25 protein-coding genes are annotated in these 24,279 nt (G+C 73.8%); 16 read left to right on the top strand and 9 right to left on the bottom strand.

Annotation, left to right across the window (positions count from 1 at the left end):
- The first annotated feature begins 142 nt into the window (after nt 1-142).
- The 4 genes from bioB to AC07GB_RS20125 all read left to right on the top strand — a co-directional run bounded on the left by bioB (nt 143) and on the right by AC07GB_RS20125 (nt 4,179).
- On the top strand, nt 143-1,327 hold the full coding sequence (bioB, locus tag AC07GB_RS20140) for a biotin synthase BioB (protein WP_478847237.1): 1,185 nt from the start codon (nt 143-145) through the stop codon (nt 1,325-1,327).
- The gene (locus AC07GB_RS20135) at nt 1,320-2,615 is read left to right on the top strand and encodes an adenosylmethionine--8-amino-7-oxononanoate transaminase (protein ID WP_478847235.1); all 1,296 of its coding nucleotides are present in this window, start codon (nt 1,320-1,322) and stop codon (nt 2,613-2,615) included. The genes bioB and AC07GB_RS20135 overlap by 8 nt, the downstream gene beginning before the upstream one ends.
- Entirely contained in the window at nt 2,612-3,316 is a 705-nt protein-coding gene (bioD, locus tag AC07GB_RS20130; RefSeq protein WP_478847233.1) for a dethiobiotin synthase, read from the top strand. The genes AC07GB_RS20135 and bioD overlap by 4 nt, the downstream gene beginning before the upstream one ends.
- Nucleotides 3,317-3,507: 191 nt before the next feature.
- A complete protein-coding gene (locus tag AC07GB_RS20125) occupies nt 3,508-4,179 on the top strand; it encodes a class I SAM-dependent methyltransferase (protein ID WP_478847231.1) in 672 nt (223 codons plus the stop codon).
- A gap of 4 nt (nt 4,180-4,183) precedes the next feature.
- Here AC07GB_RS20125 and AC07GB_RS20120 read toward each other — a convergent pair whose 3' ends face one another.
- Nucleotides 4,184-4,546, bottom strand: coding sequence for a VOC family protein (locus AC07GB_RS20120; RefSeq protein WP_478847229.1), 363 nt, complete (start codon nt 4,544-4,546; stop codon nt 4,184-4,186).
- Nucleotides 4,547-4,759: 213 nt separating this feature from the next.
- On the opposite strand from AC07GB_RS20120, the gene AC07GB_RS20115 reads away from it, so the two are divergent.
- On the top strand, nt 4,760-5,113 hold the full coding sequence (locus AC07GB_RS20115; protein WP_478847227.1) for a VOC family protein: 354 nt from the start codon (nt 4,760-4,762) through the stop codon (nt 5,111-5,113).
- Nucleotides 5,114-5,206: 93 nt separating this feature from the next.
- Here AC07GB_RS20115 and AC07GB_RS20110 read toward each other — a convergent pair whose 3' ends face one another.
- Nucleotides 5,207-5,545 carry a fic family toxin-antitoxin system, toxin component gene (locus AC07GB_RS20110; protein ID WP_478847309.1) on the bottom strand — a complete coding sequence of 113 codons (339 nt, stop codon included), beginning with the start codon at nt 5,543-5,545 and terminating at the stop codon, nt 5,207-5,209.
- 36 nt (nt 5,546-5,581) lie between these two features.
- Nucleotides 5,582-5,809, bottom strand: coding sequence for an antitoxin (locus AC07GB_RS20105; RefSeq protein ID WP_478847225.1), 228 nt, complete (start codon nt 5,807-5,809; stop codon nt 5,582-5,584).
- 177 nt (nt 5,810-5,986) lie between these two features.
- On the opposite strand from AC07GB_RS20105, the gene AC07GB_RS20100 reads away from it, so the two are divergent.
- The 5 genes from AC07GB_RS20100 (at nt 5,987) to AC07GB_RS20080 (ending at nt 12,648) form a co-directional block, all read left to right on the top strand.
- Nucleotides 5,987-6,838, top strand: a complete 852-nt coding sequence (locus AC07GB_RS20100) for an ABC transporter ATP-binding protein (RefSeq protein ID WP_478847223.1) — start codon at nt 5,987-5,989, stop codon at nt 6,836-6,838.
- Nucleotides 6,839-6,849: 11 nt separating this feature from the next.
- Nucleotides 6,850-9,420, top strand: a complete 2,571-nt coding sequence (locus tag AC07GB_RS20095) for an ABC transporter permease (protein ID WP_478847221.1) — start codon at nt 6,850-6,852, stop codon at nt 9,418-9,420.
- A gap of 149 nt (nt 9,421-9,569) precedes the next feature.
- Nucleotides 9,570-9,995, top strand: coding sequence for a GNAT family N-acetyltransferase (locus tag AC07GB_RS20090; protein ID WP_478847219.1), 426 nt, complete (start codon nt 9,570-9,572; stop codon nt 9,993-9,995).
- A gap of 182 nt (nt 9,996-10,177) precedes the next feature.
- Nucleotides 10,178-11,638, top strand: a complete 1,461-nt coding sequence (locus tag AC07GB_RS20085; RefSeq protein WP_478847217.1) for a hemolysin family protein — start codon at nt 10,178-10,180, stop codon at nt 11,636-11,638.
- Nucleotides 11,635-12,648, top strand: coding sequence for a hemolysin family protein (locus AC07GB_RS20080; RefSeq protein WP_478847215.1), 1,014 nt, complete (start codon nt 11,635-11,637; stop codon nt 12,646-12,648). The genes AC07GB_RS20085 and AC07GB_RS20080 overlap by 4 nt, the downstream gene beginning before the upstream one ends.
- Before the next feature lie 31 nt (nt 12,649-12,679).
- Here AC07GB_RS20080 and AC07GB_RS20075 read toward each other — a convergent pair whose 3' ends face one another.
- Together AC07GB_RS20075 and AC07GB_RS20070 are read right to left on the bottom strand one after the other, a co-directional pair.
- Nucleotides 12,680-12,928: a holin gene (locus tag AC07GB_RS20075; protein WP_478847213.1), complete on the bottom strand. Its 249-nt coding sequence runs from the start codon at nt 12,926-12,928 to the stop codon at nt 12,680-12,682.
- A gap of 41 nt (nt 12,929-12,969) precedes the next feature.
- Complete coding sequence (locus tag AC07GB_RS20070; protein ID WP_478847211.1) at nt 12,970-13,971, bottom strand: LysR family transcriptional regulator; 1,002 nt, start codon at nt 13,969-13,971, stop codon at nt 12,970-12,972.
- A 70-nt stretch (nt 13,972-14,041) separates the two neighbouring features.
- On the opposite strand from AC07GB_RS20070, the gene AC07GB_RS20065 reads away from it, so the two are divergent.
- The 4 genes from AC07GB_RS20065 (at nt 14,042) to purB (ending at nt 18,092) form a co-directional block, all read left to right on the top strand.
- Entirely contained in the window at nt 14,042-14,701 is a 660-nt protein-coding gene (locus tag AC07GB_RS20065) for a maleylpyruvate isomerase family mycothiol-dependent enzyme (protein WP_478847209.1), read from the top strand.
- Nucleotides 14,702-14,790: 89 nt separating this feature from the next.
- Nucleotides 14,791-15,636, top strand: a complete 846-nt coding sequence (locus tag AC07GB_RS20060; protein ID WP_478847207.1) for an SGNH/GDSL hydrolase family protein — start codon at nt 14,791-14,793, stop codon at nt 15,634-15,636.
- Nucleotides 15,637-15,767: 131 nt separating this feature from the next.
- Entirely contained in the window at nt 15,768-16,532 is a 765-nt protein-coding gene (locus AC07GB_RS20055) for an SDR family oxidoreductase (RefSeq protein WP_478847205.1), read from the top strand.
- A 117-nt stretch (nt 16,533-16,649) separates the two neighbouring features.
- Nucleotides 16,650-18,092: an adenylosuccinate lyase gene (gene purB, locus AC07GB_RS20050; protein WP_478847204.1), complete on the top strand. Its 1,443-nt coding sequence runs from the start codon at nt 16,650-16,652 to the stop codon at nt 18,090-18,092.
- Between the two features lie 58 nt (nt 18,093-18,150).
- Here the strand turns inward: purB and lysA are convergent, their stop codons facing one another.
- From lysA to AC07GB_RS20030, 4 genes are all read right to left on the bottom strand, one after another.
- Nucleotides 18,151-19,539 carry a diaminopimelate decarboxylase gene (gene lysA, locus AC07GB_RS20045; protein WP_478847202.1) on the bottom strand — a complete coding sequence of 463 codons (1,389 nt, stop codon included), beginning with the start codon at nt 19,537-19,539 and terminating at the stop codon, nt 18,151-18,153.
- A 40-nt stretch (nt 19,540-19,579) separates the two neighbouring features.
- Nucleotides 19,580-20,038: an SAV_915 family protein gene (locus tag AC07GB_RS20040; protein WP_478847200.1), complete on the bottom strand. Its 459-nt coding sequence runs from the start codon at nt 20,036-20,038 to the stop codon at nt 19,580-19,582.
- 307 nt (nt 20,039-20,345) lie between these two features.
- Nucleotides 20,346-21,029, bottom strand: coding sequence for a response regulator (locus AC07GB_RS20035; RefSeq protein ID WP_478847198.1), 684 nt, complete (start codon nt 21,027-21,029; stop codon nt 20,346-20,348).
- A gap of 280 nt (nt 21,030-21,309) precedes the next feature.
- Nucleotides 21,310-21,705, bottom strand: a complete 396-nt coding sequence (locus tag AC07GB_RS20030; RefSeq protein ID WP_478847196.1) for a DUF2795 domain-containing protein — start codon at nt 21,703-21,705, stop codon at nt 21,310-21,312.
- A 788-nt stretch (nt 21,706-22,493) separates the two neighbouring features.
- On the opposite strand from AC07GB_RS20030, the gene AC07GB_RS20025 reads away from it, so the two are divergent.
- Together AC07GB_RS20025 and AC07GB_RS20020 are read left to right on the top strand one after the other, a co-directional pair.
- Nucleotides 22,494-23,303 carry an SDR family NAD(P)-dependent oxidoreductase gene (locus AC07GB_RS20025; protein WP_478847194.1) on the top strand — a complete coding sequence of 270 codons (810 nt, stop codon included), beginning with the start codon at nt 22,494-22,496 and terminating at the stop codon, nt 23,301-23,303.
- Nucleotides 23,304-23,376: 73 nt separating this feature from the next.
- Entirely contained in the window at nt 23,377-24,204 is an 828-nt protein-coding gene (locus AC07GB_RS20020) for a GNAT family N-acetyltransferase (protein WP_478847192.1), read from the top strand.
- Nucleotides 24,205-24,279: the final 75 nt, after the last annotated feature.

Below are 24,279 nucleotides of genomic sequence, written 5' to 3'. Positions count from 1 at the left end.
AAGGGATGCGTTTGTAGACAGTGCACAGACCCTAGCCGCCGCGCCACCTGGCCATGGTGTGGCAATACCCACACCTGTCAGAGGTTCTGTTGTGTGGTTTCTCCATGGTCAGACCGGACCGGCGTACGCCAGGATCGGCGCCATGGATCTGCTCAACACGCTGGTGGACAAGGGGCTTCGGCGCGAGCTGCCGACCCGGGACGAGGCGCTCGCCGTGCTCGCGACCTCCGACGACGAACTGCTCGACGTGGTGGTGGCGGCCGGAAAGGTGCGGCGCCATTGGTTCGGTCGGCGGGTGAAACTGAACTACCTGGTGAATCTGAAGTCGGGCCTGTGCCCCGAGGACTGCTCGTACTGCTCGCAGCGGCTCGGTGCGGACACCGGCATCCTGAAGTACACCTGGCTGAAGCCGGACGAGGCGTCCGAGGCGGCGGCGGCCGGACTCGCGGGCGGCGCCAAGCGCGTCTGCCTGGTGGCGAGCGGCCGGGGGCCGACGGACCGGGATGTCGACCGGGTGTCGGACACCATCAAGGCGATCAAGGAGAAGAACGAGGGCGTCGAGGTGTGCGCCTGCCTCGGCCTGCTCTCCGACGGCCAGGCCGAGCGGCTGCGCGGCGCGGGCGCCGACGCGTACAACCACAACCTGAACACGTCGGAGTCGACGTACGGCGACATCACCAAGACGCACACCTACGCCGACCGCGTCGACACCGTGCGGAAGGCGCACGCGGCCGGTCTGTCCGCCTGCTCGGGGCTGATCTCGGGCATGGGCGAGTCGGACCAGGACCTGGTCGACGTCGTCTTCGCGCTGCGTGAACTCGACGCGGACTCGGTGCCGGTGAACTTCCTCATCCCCTTCGAGGGCACGCCGCTCGCCAAGGAGTGGAACCTCACGCCGCAGCGCTGCCTGCGCATCCTCGCGATGGTGCGGTTCGTCTGCCCCGACATCGAGGTCCGCATCGCGGGCGGGCGAGAGCTGCATCTGCGCACGCTCCAGCCGCTGGCCCTGCACCTCGCCAACTCGATCTTCCTCGGCGACTATCTGACCAGCGAGGGCCAGGCGGGCAAGGCCGACCTGGAGATGATCGCGGACGCCGGTTTCGAGGTGGAGACCACGGACCAGGTGACGCTGCCGGAGCACCGCCGCGGCGGAGGTTGTGGTTCCGGTTCTGCGTCCGGGGGCGATGAGGGCGCGGGCTGCGGCTCCGTCTGCGGCTCCGCCGAAGCGCCCGTGGCCGCCGCGCAGGCCGAGCCCGGCGGCGCGCGCACCGACCTGGTGGCGGTGCGCCGCCGGGGCGCGGGGACGGACGTGGCGCCCAATGCCTGACCTGCGGGAGATCCTGGACCTCGACCGCGCGCACGTCTGGCACCCCTACGGTCCGATGCCCGGCCGGCAGGAGCCGCTGGTCGTCGAGGAGGCGAGCGGGGTCCGGCTGCGGATCGCGGGCGTCGGCGACGTGGTCGACGGGATGTCGTCGTGGTGGTCGGCGATCCACGGCTACAACCACCCGGTCCTGAACGAGGCCGCGCGCGACCAGCTCGGCCGCATGAGCCACGTCATGTTCGGCGGTCTCACCCACGAGCCCGCCGTGCGCCTGGCCAAGCGGCTCGTCGACCTCACGCCCGAGGGCCTGGAGCACGTCTTCCTCTCCGACTCCGGCTCGGTGTCGGTGGAGGTCGCCGTGAAGATGTGCCTCCAGTACTGGCGCTCCGTCGGCAGGCCCGAGAAGCAGCGGATGCTCACCTGGCGCGGCGGCTACCACGGCGACACCTGGCAGCCGATGGCCGTGTGCGACCCGCAGGGCGGCATGCACTCCCTGTGGCAGGGCGTCCTGCCCCAGCAGGTGTTCGCCGACCAGCCGCCCGCGGGCTTCGACGCGTACGACGACGCGTACGCGGCCCACCTCCACGACATCGTCGGGCGGCACGCCCACGAACTGGCCGGCGTGATCGTCGAGCCGGTCGTGCAGGGCGCCGGCGGCATGCGTTTCCACTCCCCGCGCTATCTGCGGGCGCTGCGCGAGGCCTGCGACGCGCACGACGTCCTGCTCGTGTTCGACGAGATCGCCACGGGGTTCGGCCGCACCGGCGCGCTGTTCGCGGCCGACCACGCGGCCGTCACGCCGGATGTGATGTGCCTGGGCAAGTCGCTGACGGGCGGCTATCTGACGATGGCGGCGACGCTGTGCACGCCGCGCGTCGCCGACGGCATCGCCCGCGGCGAGGTCCCCGTGCTCGCGCACGGCCCCACCTTCATGGGCAACCCGCTCGCCGCCGCGGTGGCGGGCGCCTCCATCGACCTGCTGCTCGGCCAGGACTGGCAGACCGAGGTCAAGCGGATCGAGACGGGCCTGCGGGCCGCGCTCGCCCCGGCCGCGGAGCTGGGTCACGTCCGTGACGTACGGGTGCTCGGCGCGCTCGGCGTCGTGCAGCTCGACCACCAGGTCGACATGGAGGCGGCGACGCGGGCCTCCGTAGCGGCGGGAGTGTGGCTGCGGCCCTTCCGCGACCTCATCTACACGATGCCGCCCTTCATCACCGGGGACGACGACGTGGCGCGCATCGGGCGCGCCGTGTGCGCGGCGGCGCGCGCGAGCGGGGAGGCACGGGCGTGAGCGTGATCGTGGTGTCCGGCACGGGCACGGAGATCGGCAAGACGGTGACGACGGCGGCCGTGGCCGCGCTCGCGCTCGCCGCCGGGCGCAGCGTGGCCGTCCTCAAGCCGGCGCAGACCGGCGTCGGCCCCGGTGAGCCGGGCGACGTCGCCGAGGTGCAGCGGCTCGCGGGCGACCGGGTGACGGGCGCCGAACTGGCCCGCTTCCCCGAGCCGCTCGCTCCGGCGACGGCAGCCCGGCGCGCCGGCCTCGCGCCCGTCACGCCCAGCGACGTCGTGGAGGCCGCGCGGAAGCTGGCGGCCTCGCACGACCTCGTCCTCGTCGAGGGCGCGGGCGGGCTGCTCGTGCACCTCGACGAGAGCGGCGGCTGCCTCGCGGACGCGGCACGCGAGCTGGCGGCTCCGGTGCTCGTCGTCACGGCGCCGGGGCTCGGCACCCTGAACGTGACCCAGCTGACGGGCGAGGCCCTGCGGGCGCGCGGGATCGAAAGCCTCGGCGTGGTCATCGGCAGCTGGCCCGCCGAGCCCGACCTCGCGGCGCGCTGCAACGTCGGGGAGCTGGCCCGGGTGGCCGGGGCGCCGCTGCTCGGGGCGGTGCCCGAGGGGGCGGGGAGCCTGAGCGGGCAGGAGTTCCGGGAGGCGGCCCCGGCGTGGCTGGGGCCGGGGCTGGGGGGCGCGTGGGGCGGGCTCTCCTTCCCGTAGCCCGCATCTCCACGGGCGGGGCGCGGGCCCGTCCGGCGTCGGCGGGGGCACGCCCGTCCGGCACCGGGGCGCGGGCCCGCCCAGCGCCGGGGGGCGCGCCCGTCCGGCGCCTCGCGGACGGGTCCGCGGGCTGGTTGCGGCGCGGCCGGAGGGGGGAAGAACCAGCCATCCCCCTCCCTGAGGAGGCCTCCGTGCCGACTGCCAAGCCTTCCCCCCGCGCCCCCGTCCACCACCCTCTCTTCGCCCGCTGCTACGCCCGCCTCAGCGTGGCGGCGGAGCCGGTGATCGCCCCGTACCGCGCGGAGCTGCTCAAGGGGGTCTCCGGCCGCGTCATCGAGGTGGGCGCGGGCAACGGGCTCAACTTCCCGCACTACCCCGCCGCCGTCTCCGAGGTCGTCGCGATCGAACCGGAGCGTCTGCTGCGCCAGTTGGCCGTCTCGGCGGCGCTGCGCGCGGACGTGCCGGTCGACGTGGTGCCGGGCGCGGCGGAGGCCCTGCCGGTCAAGAGCGAGGCCTTCGACGTGGCCGTCGCCTCGCTGGTGCTGTGCAGCGTGCGGGACGTGCCGCGCGCGCTCGCGGAGCTGCGGCGGGTGCTGCGGCCGGGCGGCGAGCTGCGGTTCTTCGAGCACGGCCGGGCGCCGGGCGCGGCCTTCGCCACGGCCCAGCGCGCCCTGGACCGCACGGTGTGGCCGCTGCTGTTCGGCGGCTGCCACACCGCGCGGGACCCGGTGGACGCGCTGCGCGCGGCCGGGTTCGAGCTGGGGCCCTACCGCCGGGTCCTGGTGCCCGCGAAGCGGCCGCGGCTGCCCACGGCGTACTGCGCGCTCGGGACCGCCTGGCGGCCCGCGGAGGACGGGGCCTGAGCGGTCACAGGAGCTGGACCAGATTCACCGCGTTGCCGTCCGGATCCTTGATGTGGGCGACGCGCTGGCCCCACGGCATGTCGTTCGGCGGCCCGAGCACATGGCCGCCGAGGTCCTCCACGGGCCCGAGGAGGGCGTCCACGTCGTCGACCGTGACGCTGAGCAGCGAGCGCTGCGGCGCGTCCAGCGGGGCCTTCTCGTCGGCGACGATGCCCAGCTCCGACTCCCGTACGCGCAAGGCCACGAAGAACACCGGGCCTTCCTCGGGTACGCGGGTGGTCTGTTCGGCGCCGAGGAGCTGGGCGTAGAAGGACTGGAGCCGGATCACGTCCGGGGTGATGAGCATCGGCTGGATGGTGGCGGGCATGCCTGGCCTCCGGGGTGCGTGGACGGAACGGGTGCGCGAGCGTGCGGGACGAGTGCGCGAAGGTGCGGAACAGGTGCGCGAAGGTGCGGGACGGATGCGCCGAGGTGCGGAAAGGGCGCGTGCGGGTGAGGAAGGGCGTGTGGGGGTGACCGGCGCGGGGCGCGAAACTCATCGGTGCTCGGCGGGGCGCGCGCCCGTGCCTATGCTCGCCGCATGATCAACGGAGCCCACCTCATCCTGTACAGCCGCGACGCGGAGGCGGACCGGGCCTTCTTCCGCGACGTGCTCGGCTACCGGCACGTCGACGCGGGCGGCGGCTGGCTCCTCTTCGCGCTGCCGCCCGCCGAGCTGGCCGTGCATCCCACGGCGGGCCCGGAGGCGCACGAGTTCCTCTTCCTGTGCGAGGACGTGACGGCCACCGTGGCGGAGCTGACCGCGCGGGGCGTGGAGTTCACGGAGCCCGTCACCGACGCGGGGTGGGGGCTCCTGACCCGCTTCCGGCTGCCCGGTGGCAGCGAGGTCGGCCTGTACGAGCCGCGGCACGAACGCGCCACCGGCGCCAGGTAGCCGAAGGCCGGGCCACGGCACGGCAGACCGTCACCGGTCACTGGTCACCGGTCACCGGTCACCGGTCACCAGTCACCTGTCACCTGTCACCTGTCACCGACTCCACTGGCGCAGCTCGTGCGCTATCTCCCGTACGCCCGCCGCGTCCTCCTTCACCAGGCGGGCGAGGTCGCGTACCTGCTCGGGCGAGGTCACGACCTTCACGCCGCTCGCGACGAGGTAGGCGTACGCGACGGACACCGCGAAGAGGGCGTTCGAGCGCTCCAGGGCGGGGATGTGCAGCAGGACCTGGAGCAGGGCGGCGGCGCGGTCGTGCGGTCCCTCGTAGACGGGGACGTCGAAGATCTCGGCCCGGTGCCGGGCCACGGCGGCCGTCAAGGCGCCCCAGTCGGTGACTTGGGGGTCCCCCGGGGTCTTCTGTTCGGCGATCATCAGGAGCCAGGCGAGGTCGATGCGGAGGTTCAAGAGTCAGCGACGACCTTCGCGGTCCGTGCCGAACTCCTCGGCGAACACCGCCTCGTACTGCTTCATGAAGTCGGCCGCGGCCTCCACGAACGTATGGCCCAGTTCGCCGACGTCCTGTTTGACCAGCTCCTCGATGTACCGGTTCACACTCATGCCGCGGGCCAGGGCGCGCTCGCGCGCGGCCCGGGCGGTGTGCTCGTCCACCCGCACGTTCAGCTGCGTCTTCGCCATGCCCTCAAGCTAGCGGCGCCGCGCTAGCACCGACAAGGGTGCCGAGGGCGGCGGCGACGGCGCCAGGACCGTGCCCCTTACATACGTCCGGGTGCCCGACCTGCGAGGGATACCGGCCCCCGCGCGCCGCCCCTACCCTCTGAACCCTCTTCACTCCTGCTCTCCACGGAGGCGGCCTTGTCCCCACCTGCTTCGACGCCGCACACGGAACGCGCGGAGCCCTCGGGCATCGCCGCCCGGGCCCGCGGCCTGACCAAGGCGTACGGCTCGGGCGAGACCGCGGTGCTCGCCCTGGACGCGGTGGACGTCGACATCGCGCGAGGCCGGTTCACGGCCGTGATGGGTCCTTCCGGCTCCGGCAAGTCCACGCTGATGCACACCCTCGCGGGGCTCGACTCGGTCTCGGCGGGCCAGGTGTGGCTCGGCGACACCGAGATCACCGGGCTCAAGGAGCGCGAGCTGACGCGGCTCAGGCGCGACCGCGTGGGCTTCATGTTCCAGTCGTTCAACCTGATACCGACGCTTAACGCCCGCGAGAACATCACGCTGCCCATGGACATCGCAGGCAAGCGCCCCGACCCCGAGTGGCTGGAGCACGTCATCGACACCCTCGGCCTGCGCGACCGGCTCCGGCACCGGCCCGCGCAGCTGTCCGGCGGGCAGCAGCAGCGCGTCGCCTGCGCGCGGGCCCTGGCGTCACGGCCTGAGCTGATCTTCGCCGACGAGCCGACCGGCAACCTCGACTCGCGGGCCGGGCTCGAAGTCCTCGGCTTCCTGCGGGACGCCGTGGACGCGCTCGGCCAGACGGTGGTGATGGTCACGCACGACCCGGGCGCGGCCGCCCACTCCGACCTGGTGCTCTTCCTCGCCGACGGCCGGATCGTGGACGACATGGACCGGCCGACGGCGGAGGCGGTCCTGGAGCGCCTGAAGCGGTTCGACGTGCTGCACGCAGTGCCTCATGACGGGTCGCACGGCGCGTCGCGTGACGGCGACGGCCCGGCGCAGAGCGCCCCCGACGAGGGCTGAGGCGGACCGCTGTGCTGAAGTCCACCCTGCGGAGCTTCCTCGCGCACAAGGGCAGACTGTTCCTCTCCGCGCTCGCCGTGGTCCTCTCGGTGGCGTTCGTCGCGGGCAGCCTCATCTTCTCGGACACCGTCAACCGCACCTTCGACCGGCTCTTCGCGTCCACGTCGGCCGACGTCGCGATCTCCCCGAAGGAGGACAGCGACGAGCGCGTGCCCACCGGGCACACCCCTACGCTGCCCGCCTCCGTGGCGAAGCGGGTCGCGAAGGTCGAGGGGGTCGCGGCCACGCACGTCGACGCGTCCGTGGAGAACGTCACCGTCGTCGACCGCGACAACGACCCGGTGGGCCCGACGACCGGCGCCCCCACCATCGCCGTCAACTGGTACGAGACCGGGCGCAGCCCGGTACGGCTCACCTCGGGCCACGTCCCGCGCGGCCCGGACCAGGCCCTGATCGACGCGGACACGGCCGACAAGAAGGACGTGGAGATCGGCGATCCGCTCACCGTGATCGCCCCGCCCGGCTCCTTCGACGTGAAGATCGTCGGCATCGTCACGTTCCGCACCACCAACCCCGGCACCGCCCTGCTCTTCGTGGACACCCCGACCGCGCAGGCCAAGCTGCTCGACGACGAGGACGCGGCGACGAGCATCTCCGTGGACGCGGCGCCCGGGGTGAGCGACGCGGAGCTGAAGCGGCGCGTCGCCGCCGCACTCGGCTCGGCGTACGAGCTGAAGACGGCGGCCGAGCAGGCCGAGTCCGCCGCCTCCGAACTCGGCGGGTTCCTGGACGTCATCAAGTACGTGATGCTCGGCTTCGCCGGGGTCGCCGTCCTCGTCGGCGTGTTCCTGATCGTCAACACCTTCTCCATGCTCATCGCGCAGCGCACCCGCGAGCTGGGGCTGCTGCGCGCGCTCGGCGCCGACCGCAGGCAGGTGCGCCGCTCGGTGCTCTTCGAGGCCGTGCTGCTCGGCGTGGTCGGCTCCACCCTGGGGCTCGGCGCCGGGATCGGGCTCGCGGCCGGACTCATCGAGCTGATGGGGTTGTTCGGCATGAACCTGAAGTCGACGGAGATGGTGATCGGCTGGCAGACGCCCCTCGCCTCGTACGTCGTGGGCGTCGGGGTCACGTTCGTCGCGGCGTATCTGCCCGCGCGCCGGGCCGCCGGGGTCTCGCCGATGGCCGCGCTCGCGGACGCCGAGATCGCCGGCGTGGGGCGGCCGCTGAAGCTGCGGGCCCTCGTGGGGACCGTGATCGCGGTGGCGGGGGCGGCGGCCCTTGTGGGCTGCGCGGTCGCGGGCGACACCTCGACGTCGGCCTCCCTGCTGGGGCTCGGCGTCGCCCTCACCCTCGTCGCCATGGTCGTGGCGGGCCCGCTGCTCGTCCGCCCGGTCATCCGGGTGCTCGGTGGCGCCTTCCCCGCGGTCTTCGGGTCCGTGGGCCGCATGAGCCAGCGCAACGCGCTGCGCAACCCGCGCCGCACGGGCGCGACCGCGGCCGCCCTGATGGTGGGCCTCGCCCTGGTGGGCGGCCTGTCCGTGGCGAGCGCCTCGATGACGAAGTCGTTCGACGAGCAGATCGACAAAACGCTGGGGGCGGACTTCGTCGTCAACGGCACGGGCAACCCCTTCGCCCCGTTCCCCGCGGAGGTCACCGAGAAGGTGCGGGAGACGAAGGGCGCGGGGCTCACCGTCCGCAGCCGCTTCGCGACCTTGCGGCTGCGCATGCCCGACGGCGGGACCGTGAAGTCCACCGCCGCGGGGTACGGCGAGCGGGTCGACGAGGTCCTCAACCTGTCGTACGCGCGCGGCAGTACGGCCCGAGCGCTGGCCCCCGGGCACCTGGCGATGGACAAGGACTACGCCGATGACCACGGCGTGCGCGTCGGTTCGGTGCTGCGCGTGACGTTCCCCGGCGAGCGCGAGGCCGAGCTGACGGTCGGCGCGCTCACCGACCTGGACCTCGCGGAGGGCCCCGGCCTGGAGGGCGGGATCTTCATGGGGCTCGCCACGCTGGAGAAGTACGTCCCCGGCGGGCAGGACTCCACGCTCTACGTCAACGCCGCCGAGGGCACGGACACCGGCACGCTGCGCGACCGCCTTGACGCCGCGCTCGATCCGTATCCGCAGCTGAGCGTGCGCGACCAGGCCGACTACAAGGAGCTGATCCGCGAGCAGATCGCCGTGCTGCTCTACCTCGTGTACGCGCTGCTCGGCCTCGCGATCGTCATCGCGGTGCTCGGCGTGGTCAACACCCTCGCCCTGTCGGTCGTGGAGCGCACCCGGGAGATCGGGCTGCTGCGCGCGATCGGGCTCGCGCGACGGCAGCTGCGGCGGATGATCCGCCTGGAGTCCGTGGTGATCGCGGTGTTCGGCGCGGTGCTGGGGCTCGCGCTCGGCCTGGTGTGGGGCGTGTCGATGCAGCAGGTCCTGGCGCTCCAGGGGCTGAAGGCGTTCGCGGTGCCGTGGTCGACGATCGTCGCCGTGGTGGTCGGTTCGGTGGTCGTGGGCATCGTGGCGGCGCTGCTCCCGGCGCTGCGGGCCTCGCGCATGAACGTACTGGAGGCGATCGCGCACGAGTGAGGGGCCCTGCGCCCGGCACCGCCGACGGGGGGCGTACCGGCGCTTCGCCGCGGGGCGCCCCGCGCGTGCCCGGCTCGCGGGCTGGCGTACCGGTGTCCGGATTCTGGAATTCCGGGCGGCGGGGCCGTGCCCGGTGATGGGATGCGGCCATGGATGACCTACACATTCGGCCCGCCGGACCCGACGCCCTGGACGCCGTCCTCGCCTTCTGGAAGGTGGCCGCGGAGGGCACGAGCATCAGCGACGACCGCTCGGGGGTGGAGCGGCTTGTGGCCCGCGACCCCGACGCGCTGCTCCTGGCCGAGCACGGCGGCGAGCTTGTGGGCACGGTGATCGCGGGCTTCGACGGCTGGCGGTGCCATCTGTACCGGCTCGCCGTCCACCCCGACCTGCGGCGGCGCGGCATCGGCTCGGCGCTCCTCGCGGCGGCGGAGCAGCGGTTCGCGGCCCTCGGCGGGCGCCGCGCGGACGCCATGGTGCTCAACCGGAACGAACGCGCCCACCACGCCTGGCACGCGGCCGGGTACACGCCGGAGCCGCAGTGGAGCCGCTGGGTGAAGCACCTGGACGCATGACTCCCCGCCACCGTTCGCTACGAAACGTAACGTTCCTGGTAGCGCTTTGCTGATCCTTTAACATGGGGGGAGTCCTACCACCCCGACGAAAGGTGTGAGCGTCCGCCCATGGGCGAGCCTCCTAGTACCCGACATCGCGCATTCACCACGCCCCTGGCCGATCATGGGACGGAGGTGACCCGATGACCGAAGTGCTCCTGCTTCTCGTGGCGGTGCTGCTCTCGCTCGCGTGCGGCGTCTTCGTCGCGGCGGAGTTCTCGCTCACGACCGTCGAGCGCAGCGAACTGGAGAGCGCGGCGGAGCGCGGCGAACGCGGCGCCGAGAGCGCCCTCAAGGCGGTCAAGAACCTCACGTTCCAGCTCTCCGGCGCGCAGCTCGGCATCACCGTGACCGGCCTCGTGGTCGGCATGCTCGCCAAGCCCGCGATCGGCGACCTCATCGAGGGCCCGCTCGGCGCCGCCGGGGTTCCCGACGCGGCCGCCTCCACCGTCGCCCTCGTCCTGGGCACGGTGCTCTCCACCGTCTTCCTGATGGTCGTCGGCGAGCTGGTGCCCAAGAACTGGGCGATCTCCTCGCCGCTGCCCATCGCCAAGCGCGTCGCGACGCCGCAGCGGATCTTCAGCGCGGCCTTCCGGCCCTTCATCACGCACCTGAACGACACGGCGAACCGTGCCGTGCGCCGCATGGGCATGGAGCCCGCCGAGGAGCTGGCCTCCGCGCGCGGCCCCAAGGAGCTGGCGGCCCTCGCCCGGCACTCCGCGAAGGAGGGCGCCCTGGAGGCCGAGGCCGCCGAGCGGTTCATGCGCACGCTGAACCTCGCCGACCTGACCGCGGAGAACGTGATGACGCCGCGCGTGCAGGTCGTGGCCCTGGAGGCCCAGGCCACCTGCCAGGACGTCGCGAACGCGACCCGCGCGACCGGCCTGTCCCGCTTCCCCGTCTACCAGGGCTCCCTCGACGCGGTCGTCGGCGTCGTCCACATCAAGGACGTCATCGCGCTGCCCGCCGAACGCAGGACCCGCCTGCCCGTGCGCGAGCTGATGCGCGAGCCGCTGCTCGTCCCGGAGTCCCTGACCGTCGACCGGCTGCTCGACCGCCTCTCGGGCAAACGCACCATGGCCGTCGTCATCGACGAGTACGGCGGCACCGCGGGCGTCGCCACGCTGGAGGACATCGTCGAGGAAGTCGTCGGCGAGGTGCACGACGAGCACGACCCGCACGAGACGCCCGACCTGGCCGCCGTCGGCACCGACGAGGACGGCCGCGAGCTGTACTCGGCGGACGGCGCGGCCCGCACCGACGAGCTGGCCCGCGTGGGCCTGCGCGTACCGGAAGGACCGTACGAGACGCTGGCCGGAGTCGTGGCGACCCGGCTCGGCCGCATCCCCGCCGTCGGCGACCGCGTCGACGTGGGCGGCTGGCGCCTGGAGGTCGTCGACGCCGGCGGCCGCCGTGCCGCGCGCGTGCTGCTGCACGCCCCGGCGGCGGCCGACGACGATGAAGAGGGTACCGACGGCGCTGACGGGGACCGCACGGGCGGCGGGCGCGCCGAGCGCGCGGGCCGCCACGGGTCCCGCTCCCGGGCCCGGGAGCGCCACGCGAAGACCCAGGACCGGAACGCGAAGGGGAAGGACGAGCGATGACCGCCATCCAGCTGCTGATCGGCCTGGCGACGCTCGTCGTCAACGCCTTCTTCGTAGGCGCGGAGTTCGCGCTGATCTCGGTGCGCCGCAGCCAGATCGAACCGCACGCCGAGGACGGTGACCGGCGCGCCAAGAGCGTGCTGTGGGGCTTGCAGCACGTGTCCGTGCTGATGGCCGCGGCGCAGCTCGGCATCACGCTGTGCACCCTGGTGCTCGGTGTCGTCGCCGAACCCGCGATCGCGCACCTGCTGGAGCCGCTGTTCGACGCGGTGGGCGTGCCGCACGGCCTGATCCACCCCATCTCGTTCGTCATCGCGCTGGCCGTGGCGACGTATCTGCACATGCTGCTCGGCGAGATGATCCCCAAGAACGTCGCGCTCGCCGAGCCGGTGCGCAGCGCCCTGCTGCTCGGTCCGCCCCTGGTGGCGCTGGCCCGCGCGCTGCGCCCGGTGGTCTTCACCGTCAACGCGTTCGCCAACGGGATCCTGAAGCTCCTTCGGGTCGAGACCAAGGACGAGGTCGCGGCGACCTTCTCGGACGCCGAACTGGCCCGCATGGTGCGGGACTCAAGCGATGCCGGCCTGATCGACGACCGCGCCCAGGAGCGGCTGCACGACGCGCTCGAACTCGGCCGCAGGCCGGTGCGCGACGTGGTGCTCCCGCTGGAGCGCGTGGTCTACGCGCGCGTGGGCGTCACCCCGGAGAAGCTGGAGCGCCTGTCGGCGGACAGCGGCTTCTCGCGCTTCCCCGTCGTCGACGAGGGGCGCCGGATCGTCGGCTATCTGCACGTGAAGGACGCCCTGGAGGTCGGGCCGCGCGACCTGCCCTTCCGGGTGGCGGACATGCGGCCGATCGCGCGCGTACGCGAGACCACGCCGCTGGACGGCGTCCTCACGGCCATGCGCGGCAGCCGCACGCACGTGGCGGCCGTGCTCGGGGCGGACGGCCGCCTGGCCGGCATGGTCACGATGGAGGACGTGCTGCGGGAGCTGTTCGGGCAGCCCGTCTAGCCCGGTGTGCGCCGCAAAGGGCGCGCTTCCGTCAGTGGACGGGGGCGCGCCCTTTGCCGTCCGGGGTCTCCGTGAAGCCGGGTCCCGGTGGGCCGACCTTCGCCGAGCCGAGCGCCGTGAGGACGGCGAGCAGCGCCGCCATGCCCGCGGTGCCGAGGGCTGCCGCCCAGGCCACGTCGAGGAGGTTCGTCGCCCCGGCGACGAGGACCGCGGCCAGTGCCTGCGCGAAGGTGCGCACCGCGCGCTCCGCGGTGGCTTTCCAGAAGGCAGCGCTCCACATGGCGGCCCCCTCTCCAGGAGCGAGGCCTCACGGTTGAGCCCTCAACTGCCTTTATGGTCGCGCCCCTTGGCACGGCTTGTCGACGCGTCGGCGGGCCCGGGCATGAGCGCTTCCTGGAGCCGGGCGAGGAAGGCGAGGGCGGCGGGGCCCTGCGGGCCGTCCGCGCGGCGGGCGAGGGCGATCCGGCCGCGCGGCACCGGCTCGGCGAACGGCAGCGCCCGCAGGCCCAGCTCCGCGGCCTCCGTCTCCGACGAGGGGAAGACCGCCACGCCCAGGCCGCGCGCCGCGAGCTGGGTGACCAGGTCGGGCGCGGCCGCCTCGAAGGCGACGCGGGGCGTGAACCCGGCCTGGGCGCAGACCCGCTCCAGAACCGCCCGCAGGCCGGTACCGCGCGGCAGACTGATGAGGGGCCGGCCGGCGAGCGCGGTCAGGGGGATGCCCCCTGCCGGGCCCGGCCCGGCCTCCGCGCGGCCCGCGCGGCCCGCGCACTGCTCCGCGTACGCGATGAGCGGATCGCCCTCGGCCACGACGGCCACGAGGGGCTGGTCCACCACGATGTCCCAGAGGACGCCGGGGGGCGGGGCCTCGGTGGTCGGGCCGACCAGGGCGACGTCGAGTTCGCCCGCGCGCAGCGCGGCCAGCATGCGCTCCGACGTGTCCTCGGTCAGGGCGATCTCGACGTGCGGATGGTCGTCGTGGAAGTCGGCGAGCAGCTCCGCCACGCCGAACACGCTCGTGGCGGACCCCGAGACCACCCCGACCGTGACGCGGCCGCGCAGCAGCCCGGTGAACTCGTCGGCTGTCTGCCGCATCCCCTCCACGGCGGCGAGCGCGGCACGGGCGTACGGCAGCACCGCCGCGCCCGCCTCCGTCACGGTGACCGTCCGGCCCGAGCGGTCCAGGAGCCGCTGCCCCAGCTCCCGCTCCAACTGGCGGACCTGGGCGCTCACCCCGGGCTGCGCCACGTGCAAGCGGGCCGCGGCACGGGTGAAGTTGGCCTCTTCCACGACGGTGAGGAAGTACCGGAGCTGGCGAAGTTCCATAACGGGGAATGCTAGTCACCAGACGTACTGGCTCTTGGACTTCTCGAACCGCCCCTTGGATCTTGGAACCATGGCGAACACACGGAGCACCGGCCCTGGAACCGCGTCGGAAGCGCTCATCCGGTCCGCCGCCGCGGCCGAGCGCCGTGAGCTGGCCGGCCTCCTGGAGAGCCTGACGCCCGAGCAGTGGGACGCCCCGTCGCTGTGCACGGGCTGGCGGGTGCGGGAGGTCGCGGCCCACATGTCGCTCGGCTTCCGCTACCCGCTCCCCCGCGTCCTGTGGCAGCTCGTCAGGGCGGGCGGCAGCCTGCACCGCATGACGGACCGGTGCGCCCGCGCGGACGCGGCGGCGTACGGGACGGACCGGCTCGCCGGGTTCCTGCGCGAGCACGCGCACCATCGGTGGACCCCGCCCGTCGGCGGCTTCGCCGCCGCGCTCGGCCACGACGTGGTGCACGGCATGGACATCACGGTGGCCCTCGGCCTCGACCGGCGCGTACCCAAGGACCGGGTGCGGATCCTCCTGGACCACGTCACCGTCAAGGGCGCCAAGTTCTTCGGCGCCGATCTCACCGGCGTCCAGCTGTGCCCCGACGACCTCGACCGCACGTACGGCTCCGGGGCGCCGCTGCGGGGATCCGGCCAGGACCTGCTGCTCGCCGCGTTCGGCCGCGCCGTGCCGCGGGGGCGCCTGCGCGGGGAGCCGAGCGGCCGCTTCACAGCGGCCTGAGCCGGAGGCTCCACGGGGCCCGCGCCCGGCCCCGGTGCCGTCGGCGGCCCGGGCCAGGGCCGGGCCCGCGGGTTACCATCGACCCCGCCATGCAGATCAACGCCAACTACACCAGCCTCGTCGCGGTCGGCGACTCCTTCACCGAGGGCATGTCCGACCTGCTGCCCGACGGCGGCTACCGCGGCTGGGCGGACGTCCTGGCCGAGCGCGTCGCCACCCACACCCCCGGCTTCCGGTACGCCAACCTCGCCGTGCGCGGCAAGCTCATCGGGCAGATCGTCGACGAGCAGGCCGGTGTGGCGGCCGCGCTGGGCGCCGATGTGATCACGCTCGTGGGCGGCCTGAACGACACCCTGCGCCCCAAGTGCGACATGGGCCGCGTACGCGGCCTGCTGGAACAGGCCGTGGAGACCCTCGCCCCGGCCTGCAAGCAGCTCGTCCTGATGCGCAGCCCGGGCCGCCAGGGCCCGGTCCTCGAACGGTTCAGGCCGCGCATGGAGCAGCTCTTCGCCCACGTCGACGACCTCGCGGCCCGTCACGGCGCCGTCGTCGTCGACCTGTACGGCTCGGCGGCGCTCGGCGACCAGCGCATGTGGGACGTGGACCGCCTGCACCTGACGGCGGAGGGGCACCGCAGGGTCGCCGAGGCCGTCTGGCAGACGCTCGGCTACGCGCCGCAGGAGGACTGGCGGACGCCGCTGCCCGTCGCCGTGCCGCCGTCCTGGTCCGCGCGGCGCGTCGCCGACGCCCGCTTCGCCCGGCGGCATCTGGCTCCGTGGATCGGCCGCCGGCTGACGGGCCGCTCATCGGGCGACGGCAGGACGGGCGCCCACGTGGACCCCACGACGGGCCGCGCCTTCTGGGTCACACCGGCCGACGCCACGGCGCCGGGGCCGGTCCAGGGCTGGCGCCGCGTGGCGGCGGACCCGGCCTGAACCCTGGCCGGACTTTCGGCGCAGCCGGGTACCACCGCCACCCCCTTGCGCGGAATGCCGCCGCGCCCGCGGGAGTTGGCCGGAGCAGAAGTGGATCAAGACTGCTCCCCCTCCCTGACAAGGACCGCGCCATGACCACCCCGCCTCCCGCCCCCCGCCCCGGTGCCGCGCCCGGCCCGGACTCCCTGCACGGCCGCACCGTCGTCCTCATCGGCGGCGGCTCCGGCATCGGCCTGCGCGTCGCCCACCGGGCGGTCGCGGCCGGGGCCCGGGTGGTGCTCGGCGGGCGGTCGGCGGACCGTCTCGCCGCCGCGGCCGGTGAGCTGGGGGACGCGGCGACCTGGCGCACGGTGGACGTCACCGACCGCGCCTCCCTCGCCGCGTTCTTCGCGCCCGTGGAGCGCGTCGACCACCTCCTCACCACCGCGGGCACCTACCAGGTCGGCCCCATGCTGGAGCTGAGCGACGAGGAGGCCGAGAGCCCCTTCGTCACCAAGTTCTGGGGCCAGTACCACGCGGTGCGGCTCGCCGTGCCCAAGCTCACGCCCGACGGGTCCGTGGTCCTGATGTCCGGCGCCGCGGGCGCCCGCCCACCCGGCCCCGCCCCCGCCTACGCCGCCTGCAACGCCGCCCTCGAAGGGCTCGCCCGCGGCCTTGCCGTCGAGCTGGCCCCTGTCCGCGTCAACGTCGTCTCCCCTGGCACCATTGACGGCAACCTGTGGCAGGGCCGCCCGGAGGCGGCCCGCGAGCAGGCCTTCGCCCAGTACCGCAGGGACACCCTCCTGCACCGCCTCGGCAGCGAGGACGAGATCGCCCACGCGGTGCTCTATCTCTTCGGCAACGGCTTCACCACCGGCTCCACCTTGTATCCGGACGGGGGCTACACGCTGAGGTGACCGCAGCGCGAGAGGGGGCGAGGCGCGTCCGCTCTCCCCTCGCCCCCTCCTCTCGTACGTTCCGACGAACCCGGCCATGGCGCTGGCCTGCAGAAACCGCCAGTAGAATGGCCGACTGTGACTGCTGCGCCTGCTAAGCCCCGTATCCCGAACGTCCTCGCCGGGCGTTACGCCTCCGCCGAGCTCGCCACGCTCTGGTCGCCCGAGCAGAAGGTCGAGCTGGAGCGCCGGCTCTGGCTCGCCGTGCTGCGCGCGCAGAAGGACCTCGGCATCGAGGTGCCGGACACGGCGCTCGCCGACTACGAGCGGGTACTCGACCAGGTCGACCTGGCCTCCATCGCCGAGCGCGAGAAGGTCACGCGCCACGACGTGAAGGCCCGCATCGAGGAGTTCAACGCCCTCGCCGGGCACGAGCACGTCCACAAGGGCATGACCTCCCGCGACCTGACGGAGAACGTGGAGCAGCTGCAGATCCGGCTCTCCCTCGAACTGGTGCGCAACCGCACGGTGGCGGTGCTCGCGCGGCTCGGCCGGCTCTCCGGCGAGTACGCGGAGCTGGTCATGGCGGGCCGCTCGCACAACGTGGCCGCGCAGGCGACCACCCTCGGCAAGCGCTTCGCGACCGCCGCCGACGAGCTGCTCGTCGCCTATCGCCGCCTCGACGACCTCATCGGCCGCTATCCGCTGCGTGGCATCAAGGGCCCCGTCGGCACCGCGCAGGACATGCTGGACCTGCTCGGCGGCGACGCGGACAAGCTCGCCGACCTGGAGCGCCGCATCGCGACGCACCTGGGCTTCGACCGCGCCTTCACCTCCGTGGGCCAGGTCTACCCGCGCTCCCTCGACTACGACGTCGTCAGCGCGCTCGTACAGCTGGCCGCCGCGCCGTCGTCCCTGGCGAAGACGATCCGCCTGATGGCCGGGCACGAGCTGGTCACCGAGGGCTTCAAGCCGGGCCAGGTCGGGTCGTCCGCCATGCCGCACAAGATGAACACCCGCTCCTGCGAGCGCGTCAACGGCCTGACGGTCATCCTGCGCGGCTACGCCTCCATGACCGCCGAACTGGCCGGCGACCAGTGGAACGAGGGCGACGTGTCCTGCTCCGTGGTCCGCCGCGTGGCCCTGCCCGACGCCTTCTTCGCGCTCGACGGGCTGCTCGAGACGTTCCTGACGGTGCTCGACGAGTTCGGCGCGTTCCCCGCCGTCGTCGCCCGGGAGCTGGACCGCTATCTGCCGTTCCTCGCCACCACCAAGGTGCTGATGGCGTCGGTGCGGGCGGGCGTGGGCCGTGAGGAGGCGCACGAAGCGATCAAGGAGAACGCGGTGGCCTCCGCGCTCGCCATGCGCGAGCAGGGCGCCGAGCGCAACGAACTCCTCGACAAGCTGGCCGCCGACTCCCGCATCCCGCTGGACCGCGCGCAGCTCGACGAGCTGATGGCCGACAAGCTGTCGTTCAGCGGCGCCGCCGGCGACCAGGTCGCGGCGGTCGTCGCCCGGATCGAGGACGTGCTCAAGGAGCACCCCGCGGCGGCCGCGTACACGCCGGGCGCGATTCTCTGAGAGCCGCCGGCGGGCCGCCCCCTCGATGGTTCGAGGGGGCGGCCCGCCGTCGCCGCGGCTAGAGCCCGACGTCCCGACTGCGGATGTCCTCCAGGGACTCGCGGCGCACCAGGAGGCGGGCGTGGCCGCCCTCGACGGCGACGACCGGCGGGCGGCCGACGAGGTTGTAGCCGGAGGCCATCGACAGGTGGTACGCGCCCGCGACGGGCACGGCGAGCAGGTCGCCGGGGCGGGTGTCACCAGGCAGCTGGATGTCGGTGGCGAGGACGTCCCCGGCCTCGCAGTGCCGGCCCACGACGGTGACGGGGGCGGGTTCGGCGGTGGAGCGCCGGCCGATGAGGCGCGGCAGGTAGCGCACCCCGTACAGCGCGGGCCGCGGGTTGTCGCTCATGCCGCCGTCGACGGCGACGAAGGTCCGCTCGCCGGTGCGCTTCACGGACAGGACGCGGTAGAGGGCGACGCCCGCGGGCCCCGCGATGGCGCGGCCGGGCTCGACGATCAGGCGGGGCACGGGCAGTCCTGCCGCCGCGCAGCTCTCGGCGAGTTCGGCGCGGACCTTGCGGGCCAGCGTGGTGAGGTCGAGCGCGTCCTCGCCGGGGCGGTAGGCGATGCCGTGGCCGCCGCCGAGGTCCAGCTCGGGCAGGGTGACGCCGTGGTGCTCCTTGATGCGGGCCATCAGGCCGACGAGGCGGCGCACGGCGCACAGGTAGGGCTTGTCGGTGGTGATCTGCGAGCCCAAGTGGCAGTGCAGGCCGACCAGTTCGAGCCCGGGCTGGTCCAGGATGCGGGCGACGGCGTGCTGCGCGGAGCCGTCGGTGATGGACAGGCCGAACTTCTGGTCCTCGGTGCCGGTGCGGATCTTGCTGTGGCCGCCCGCCGCGATGCCCGGTACGACGCGTACGAGTACCTTCTGGCGGCTGCCGTGGGGCACGGCGGAGGCGAGCCGGGCGATCTCCGACGCGCTGTCGATGACGATGCGTCCGACGCCGAGCCGCAGGGCGGCGTGCAGGTCCTGCGGGCTCTTGGCGTTGCCGTGCAGGACGATGCGGTCGGCGGGGAAGCCGGTGGTGACGGCGAGTTCCAGCTCGCCCGCCGAGCACACGTCGAGACCGAGCCCCTCCTCGGCCACCCAGTGCGCCATGGCGCGGCACAGGAAGGCCTTGGCGGCGTACAGGACGTCGGCGTGCGGGAAGGCGTGCAGATAGGTGCGGCAGCGGTCGCGTACGTCGGCTTCGTCCAGGAGGTAGGCGGGGGTGCCGAAGCGGTCGGCTATGTCGGTGAGGGCCACGCCCCCGACGGACAGGTCGCCGTCCGGGAGCCGCCGCGTGGTGTGCGGCCAGACCGTCAGGTCGTCGGCGGTGTCCAGGGGGGTGGTGGGCACCGGGGGTGCGGCGGGCGCAGGAGGCGCGGTGCGGCCTCGGGCCGCGGGCAGGTCGGCAAGGGTCATGGCGGGTGCGGGTTCCTCGTTTCGCCTTGTCTTCACGTCGTCACCTGGCCGTCTCAGCCGATCCAGCGGTCAGCGCGCCGACCAGGGCGGCGGCACCGGTGACCCGCAACGCGCCCGCGGCCTGCGGGTCCCACTCGCGCAGGCGCGCGGGCCTGCGGGACGCGGGGGCGGCGACGGAGGGCACGGTGACCGGTGGCACGGAGGTGACCGGTGTGTCGGAGGCGAGCCGCGGGTCGACGGTGAAACGGGTGACGCCCAGGGGTTCGGCGAGGGCGCGCAGCGCGGTTTCGGAGAGGCGGATCCACGGCTGCCGGGCGCCGAGCGTGGCGGTCAGGCGCTGCTCGGAGGTGAAGGCGACGGCGGTGCGGTCGCCGACGGGTGTGCGGAACAGGCGGGCCACACAGCCCGCGGGTCCCGGCCGGACGGGGACGAACAGGGGTCCGGCCGGGCCCCGTTCGGCAGGCTCGGGGTCTTCGCCGCACACCAGGGGCTGGGTCATGGTTCCTCCTTGAGGGGCCTCGGGTGAGGCTCTCGTGGTCGGTCGGGCGCCGCGGGCCCGGTCGCGCGGGGCGCGGTGGACCCGGTGACGGGCACTGGGCACATGGTGACGTTATGCCCGGCACGGGGTGTCAACCGACCGTCCATGACGTCCCGTTGACGGCATCGGGGCGCACGCTGACACTCTGCTGACGCGCGGCAGGGCGCCGGGCCCGGAACGAGTGAAACGGGCCCGGGCGTGGACGAGGCCCGGCACCCGCCGAAGCCCCGCCCGCCCGGGACGCGCCCGGCCCGGCTCCGCCCGGCGGTCACTCCTCGAACCGGTACCCCATCCCCGGCGCGGTGATCAGATGCCGCGGGCGGGACGGGTCCGGCTCCAGCTTGCGGCGCAGCTGAGCCATGTACACGCGCAGGTAGTTGGTGCGTGTGCTGTGCGAGGGGCCCCATACCTCGCCGAGCAGCTGCTGCTGGCTGACCAGGCGGCCGCGGTGGCGGATCAGGACCTCGAGGAAGTGCCACTCGGTCGGCGTGAGGCGCACGACGCGGCCGTCGCGCGAGGCCTTCTTGGCCAGCAGGTCGAGGGTGAAGCCCGGCGTCTCGACGATTCTCGGGGACTCGTCGGGGTCCGCGGGCCGGGTCCTGCGGGCCGCGGCCCGCAGCCGGGCGAGGAGTTCGTCCATGCTGAACGGCTTGGGGATGTAGTCGTCGGCGCCCGCGTCGAGCGCCGCGACCTTCTCGTCGGAGGCCTGGCGGGCGGACACGACGAGGATCGGCGCGCGGCTGAACCCGCGCAGCCTGCCGATCAGGTCGATGCCGTCCATGTCGGGCAGCCCGAGATCAAGAAGGACCACGTCCGGCGGACGCGCCGACGCCAGACGCTGGGCCGTGCCCCCGTCGACCGCCGCGTCCACCTCGTACTTACGCGCCTTGAGGTTGATCTCCAGAGCCCGTACGAGCTGTGGGTCGTCCTCGACCACCAGCACCCGGGTCATCGGTGTGCCGCCTCCTGACAGTGCGGGCGGGCCCTGCCCGCGGCCGTACGCGGCCGAAGCGGCACGGGCCCGCGGAAATTAGTGCGGTCCCGTGAAGCAAAGCGCCCACCAGCGCGTTCGCCGGCGCTCTTGATGTCTCTCATACGGCAGGCCGGACGGCGTTGACGCCTCTCTTACGTCGGGGCCTCCACCGCCCCGGCGTACCCGCCGGGGCGCGTGCGACGGCGGCTGCGAGCCGCTCCGTGCGTCGCGACCCGCCCCGGCGTGCCGTAGGGCTTCCTCACCCGCCGATGAGTTGTCGGGCGATGTCCTGGGCGCTGTCGTAGCTCCGGTCGTCGGGGAGCCGTGCCGCGAGGTCGACGAGGCGGTCCGGCGCGTGGTGGTCGCGCAGGGTCCGCACGAGTTCGTCGCGGTGGACGGGGTAGGCGCGGCGGCTGAGGTGGCGGGCCAGTTCGCCGCGCAGCTCCACTTCCCGCGGGGTCACCCCGGGTGGCGTCGAGCCCGGCCGCGGCGGTACGGGCATGGGGTCGACGGCGGGCTGGTCCTCGCCGGAGGGCTCCAGTTCCAGGTCTTCGCGCACGCGGGTCTCGTGGCCGCTCAGGAGCTGCCCGCGCAGCTCCCTCTTCAGCTCGTCGTCCCGCAGGGGGCCCGTCTTGTTCTGGCCTCGGTCGGTCATCCTCGCTCCCCTGTCGACTGTCGACTCGTACCGGCCCGTATCGGCTCATAACGGTCTGTACAGGCTCGTATCAGCTCGGATCGGTTGCCGGTCTGGCGGGTCGCGTATCCGTGTATCGCCTCGGCAAACCGGCGCGCCCCATCCGTTTCCAGGAGCCCCGGCGTGGGGCCGGGAGGGAGGACGACGGGAAAGAGGACGTCCCGGGTCCCGGCCTCCCTCGTGGCCGGGACCCGGGACGTCCGCGCGGACGGACGACGGGCGCCGGTGCGGGGCGCACCCGCCCCTGCCCCCGTAGCCGGACGCGTGCACGATCGGCGGTGGTCGTCGTCACACGCCCTCCGAGCCCGCACCGGGGCCCGTTCGTCCGTCCCCCCCGTGGTGATCAGTCTTGGGTCGGTTCCGGACGTTTCCGTTCTTGTTGACGCTCTCCTGATGTGCCATCAGGTCCTCTTGACGGGGTCTTGATGGGAGGTCAGGCCCTGTCCACTGTCCGTATCAGGGCCTCGTCAAGGACCGTGCGGACGGCTTGAGGCCCAGCTCAGAGGCCAGTTGTATGGGCGTCGTGAACAGCTTCGCGCGCCCTGACGACCGGCCGCCCCATACGGCGGTGCCGGTCACGCGCCCGCTCTCCTGACGGGACGCCGTACCCGCACCGCACCCGGCCCGCGCCCCTTCCCGCCGCGTCCTGCGCTTCCGACAGCGCTCGCGGCCCCGGCGCTCCCCCTCACACCGCATGCCCAGCCCCCACCGGGGGCCGTCCCGGCATGCCCCGACACAGGAACACAGCCATGTCTTCTGCCTCACTGTCCGGCCGTACCGCGCTCGTGACCGGAGCGACCTCCGGGATCGGCTACGAGACCGCTCGCCTGCTCGCCGAGCGCGGCGTCACCGTCCTGGTGCACGGCCGCACCGCCGCCGAAGCCCGGGCGGCCGTCGACGAACTCGCCGCCACGGCCCGCCCCGGCGCGCCGCGCCCGTACGCCGTCGACGCCGACTTCACACGCCTGGAGGAGGTCGACCGGCTGGCGCGGCACGTCGTCGCCGAGCACCCGCGTCTGGACGTACTGGTGAACAACGCGGGCATCGCGGCTCCCGAGCGGCACACCCTCACCGCCGACGGCAACGAGATCGCCTTCCAGGTGAACTTCCTCGCGCACTACCTCCTGACCGGCCTCCTGGAGCCCGCGCTGACCAGCGATCCCGGCGGTCGAGTCGTCAACGTCTCCTCGTCGCTGCACCGCACGGCCTCGATCCAGTGGAGCGACCCGAACCGCGCCCGCCGCTACTCGCGCCTCGCCGCCTACGCCCAGTCACAGCTCGCGCTCACCGTCTTCGCGTCCGACCCGCGCGTGACCGCGGTCTCCGTGCACCCGGGCGTGTGCGACACCGCGCTCCTGCCGCTGTACGCGCACGCGGGCGCGACCGCGGCGGAGGGCGCCGCCCATGTGGTGCGGCTGTGCGACCCGGCCGTCGAGATCGTCAACGGCGCCTACTACGACCGCGACGAGAGGGTCGAACCGGCCGCCGCCGCCACGGAGGACCGCACCGTCAAGCGCCTCTCCAAGCTCGCCGACCTGCTGGTGGGCGCCGCCTCCTGAGGCGCCGGGCGGACCCCGGCGTGCGCCCTCTATCCTCTCGATCACTCGTGGACACTCCTGGAGGACGGCTTTCGTGATCCCGTTCGAGCCGCGTCAACTTCCCGCCCTGTCCGACTGGTTCGCCGCCGGGGCGCCCGGGACGGCCGCCCTGCCCGAACACGTCCTGGCGCACGGCACCGGCCGGTGGTGGGCGGACCGCGCCGAGGCGCCGCGCGCGTTCGCGGTGGCCTGTGCCGGGCACGTCGTGCTGCGCGGCGACCCGGGCGCGGTGACGGCCGCGGGGCTCGCGCCGTTCGCGGCCTGCCACGTCGAGGCCCCGCTGCGGTTCCTGCCCGTGCTCGGTGCCGCGTTCGCGCGCCTGGTGCCCGTCGAGCGCATGGTGTACGTCCACCGGGAGCCCGTGGCCGCGCCGCGGCCACCGCGCGGGGTGCGGATCCGCCCGGTGGCCGCCGGCGACGCGGCCGCGCTGGCCGCGGCGGCCGCTCTGTGGCCCGGCTCCGGCTGGATCCACGACAGCTGGGGCGGCGCCGAGGGACTCGCCGCGTCCGGGCACGCGGTCGCCGCCTTCGACCGCGGCGGCCGGGTCCTGTCCGTCGCCTGCTCCTACTTCGCGGGCACGGCGTACGAGGACGTGGCCGTCGCCACGGCGCCCGCGCACCGCCGCAGGGGACTCGCGCACGCCTGCGTGGCCGCGCTCACGGCGGACGTCGCGGCGCGGGGCCGCACCGCGAGCTGGTCCTGCGCGCGCGACAACCGTCCGAGCCGTCTGCTCGCCTGGACGACGGGCTTCCGCCTCGCCCACGAGTACACGCGGTTCGCCACCGGCGCTCCACTACCTCAATCGGCGGCATTGGGCAAACCCCTCCCGGACCCCACATCACCCCTGATGCCCCTTCTGTGACGTGCGGCAATAGCGTTCGTACCGGCCGAGTTCAAGAGCATCCAAAGAGTCCAAGGTCACAGCCGCGCCTCGGCA

This window comes from Streptomyces sp. NPDC045778, from assembly GCF_056431945.1.
Note: the sequence above shows the minus strand (reverse complement) of the source record. Positions and strands in the feature narration are given on the sequence as shown.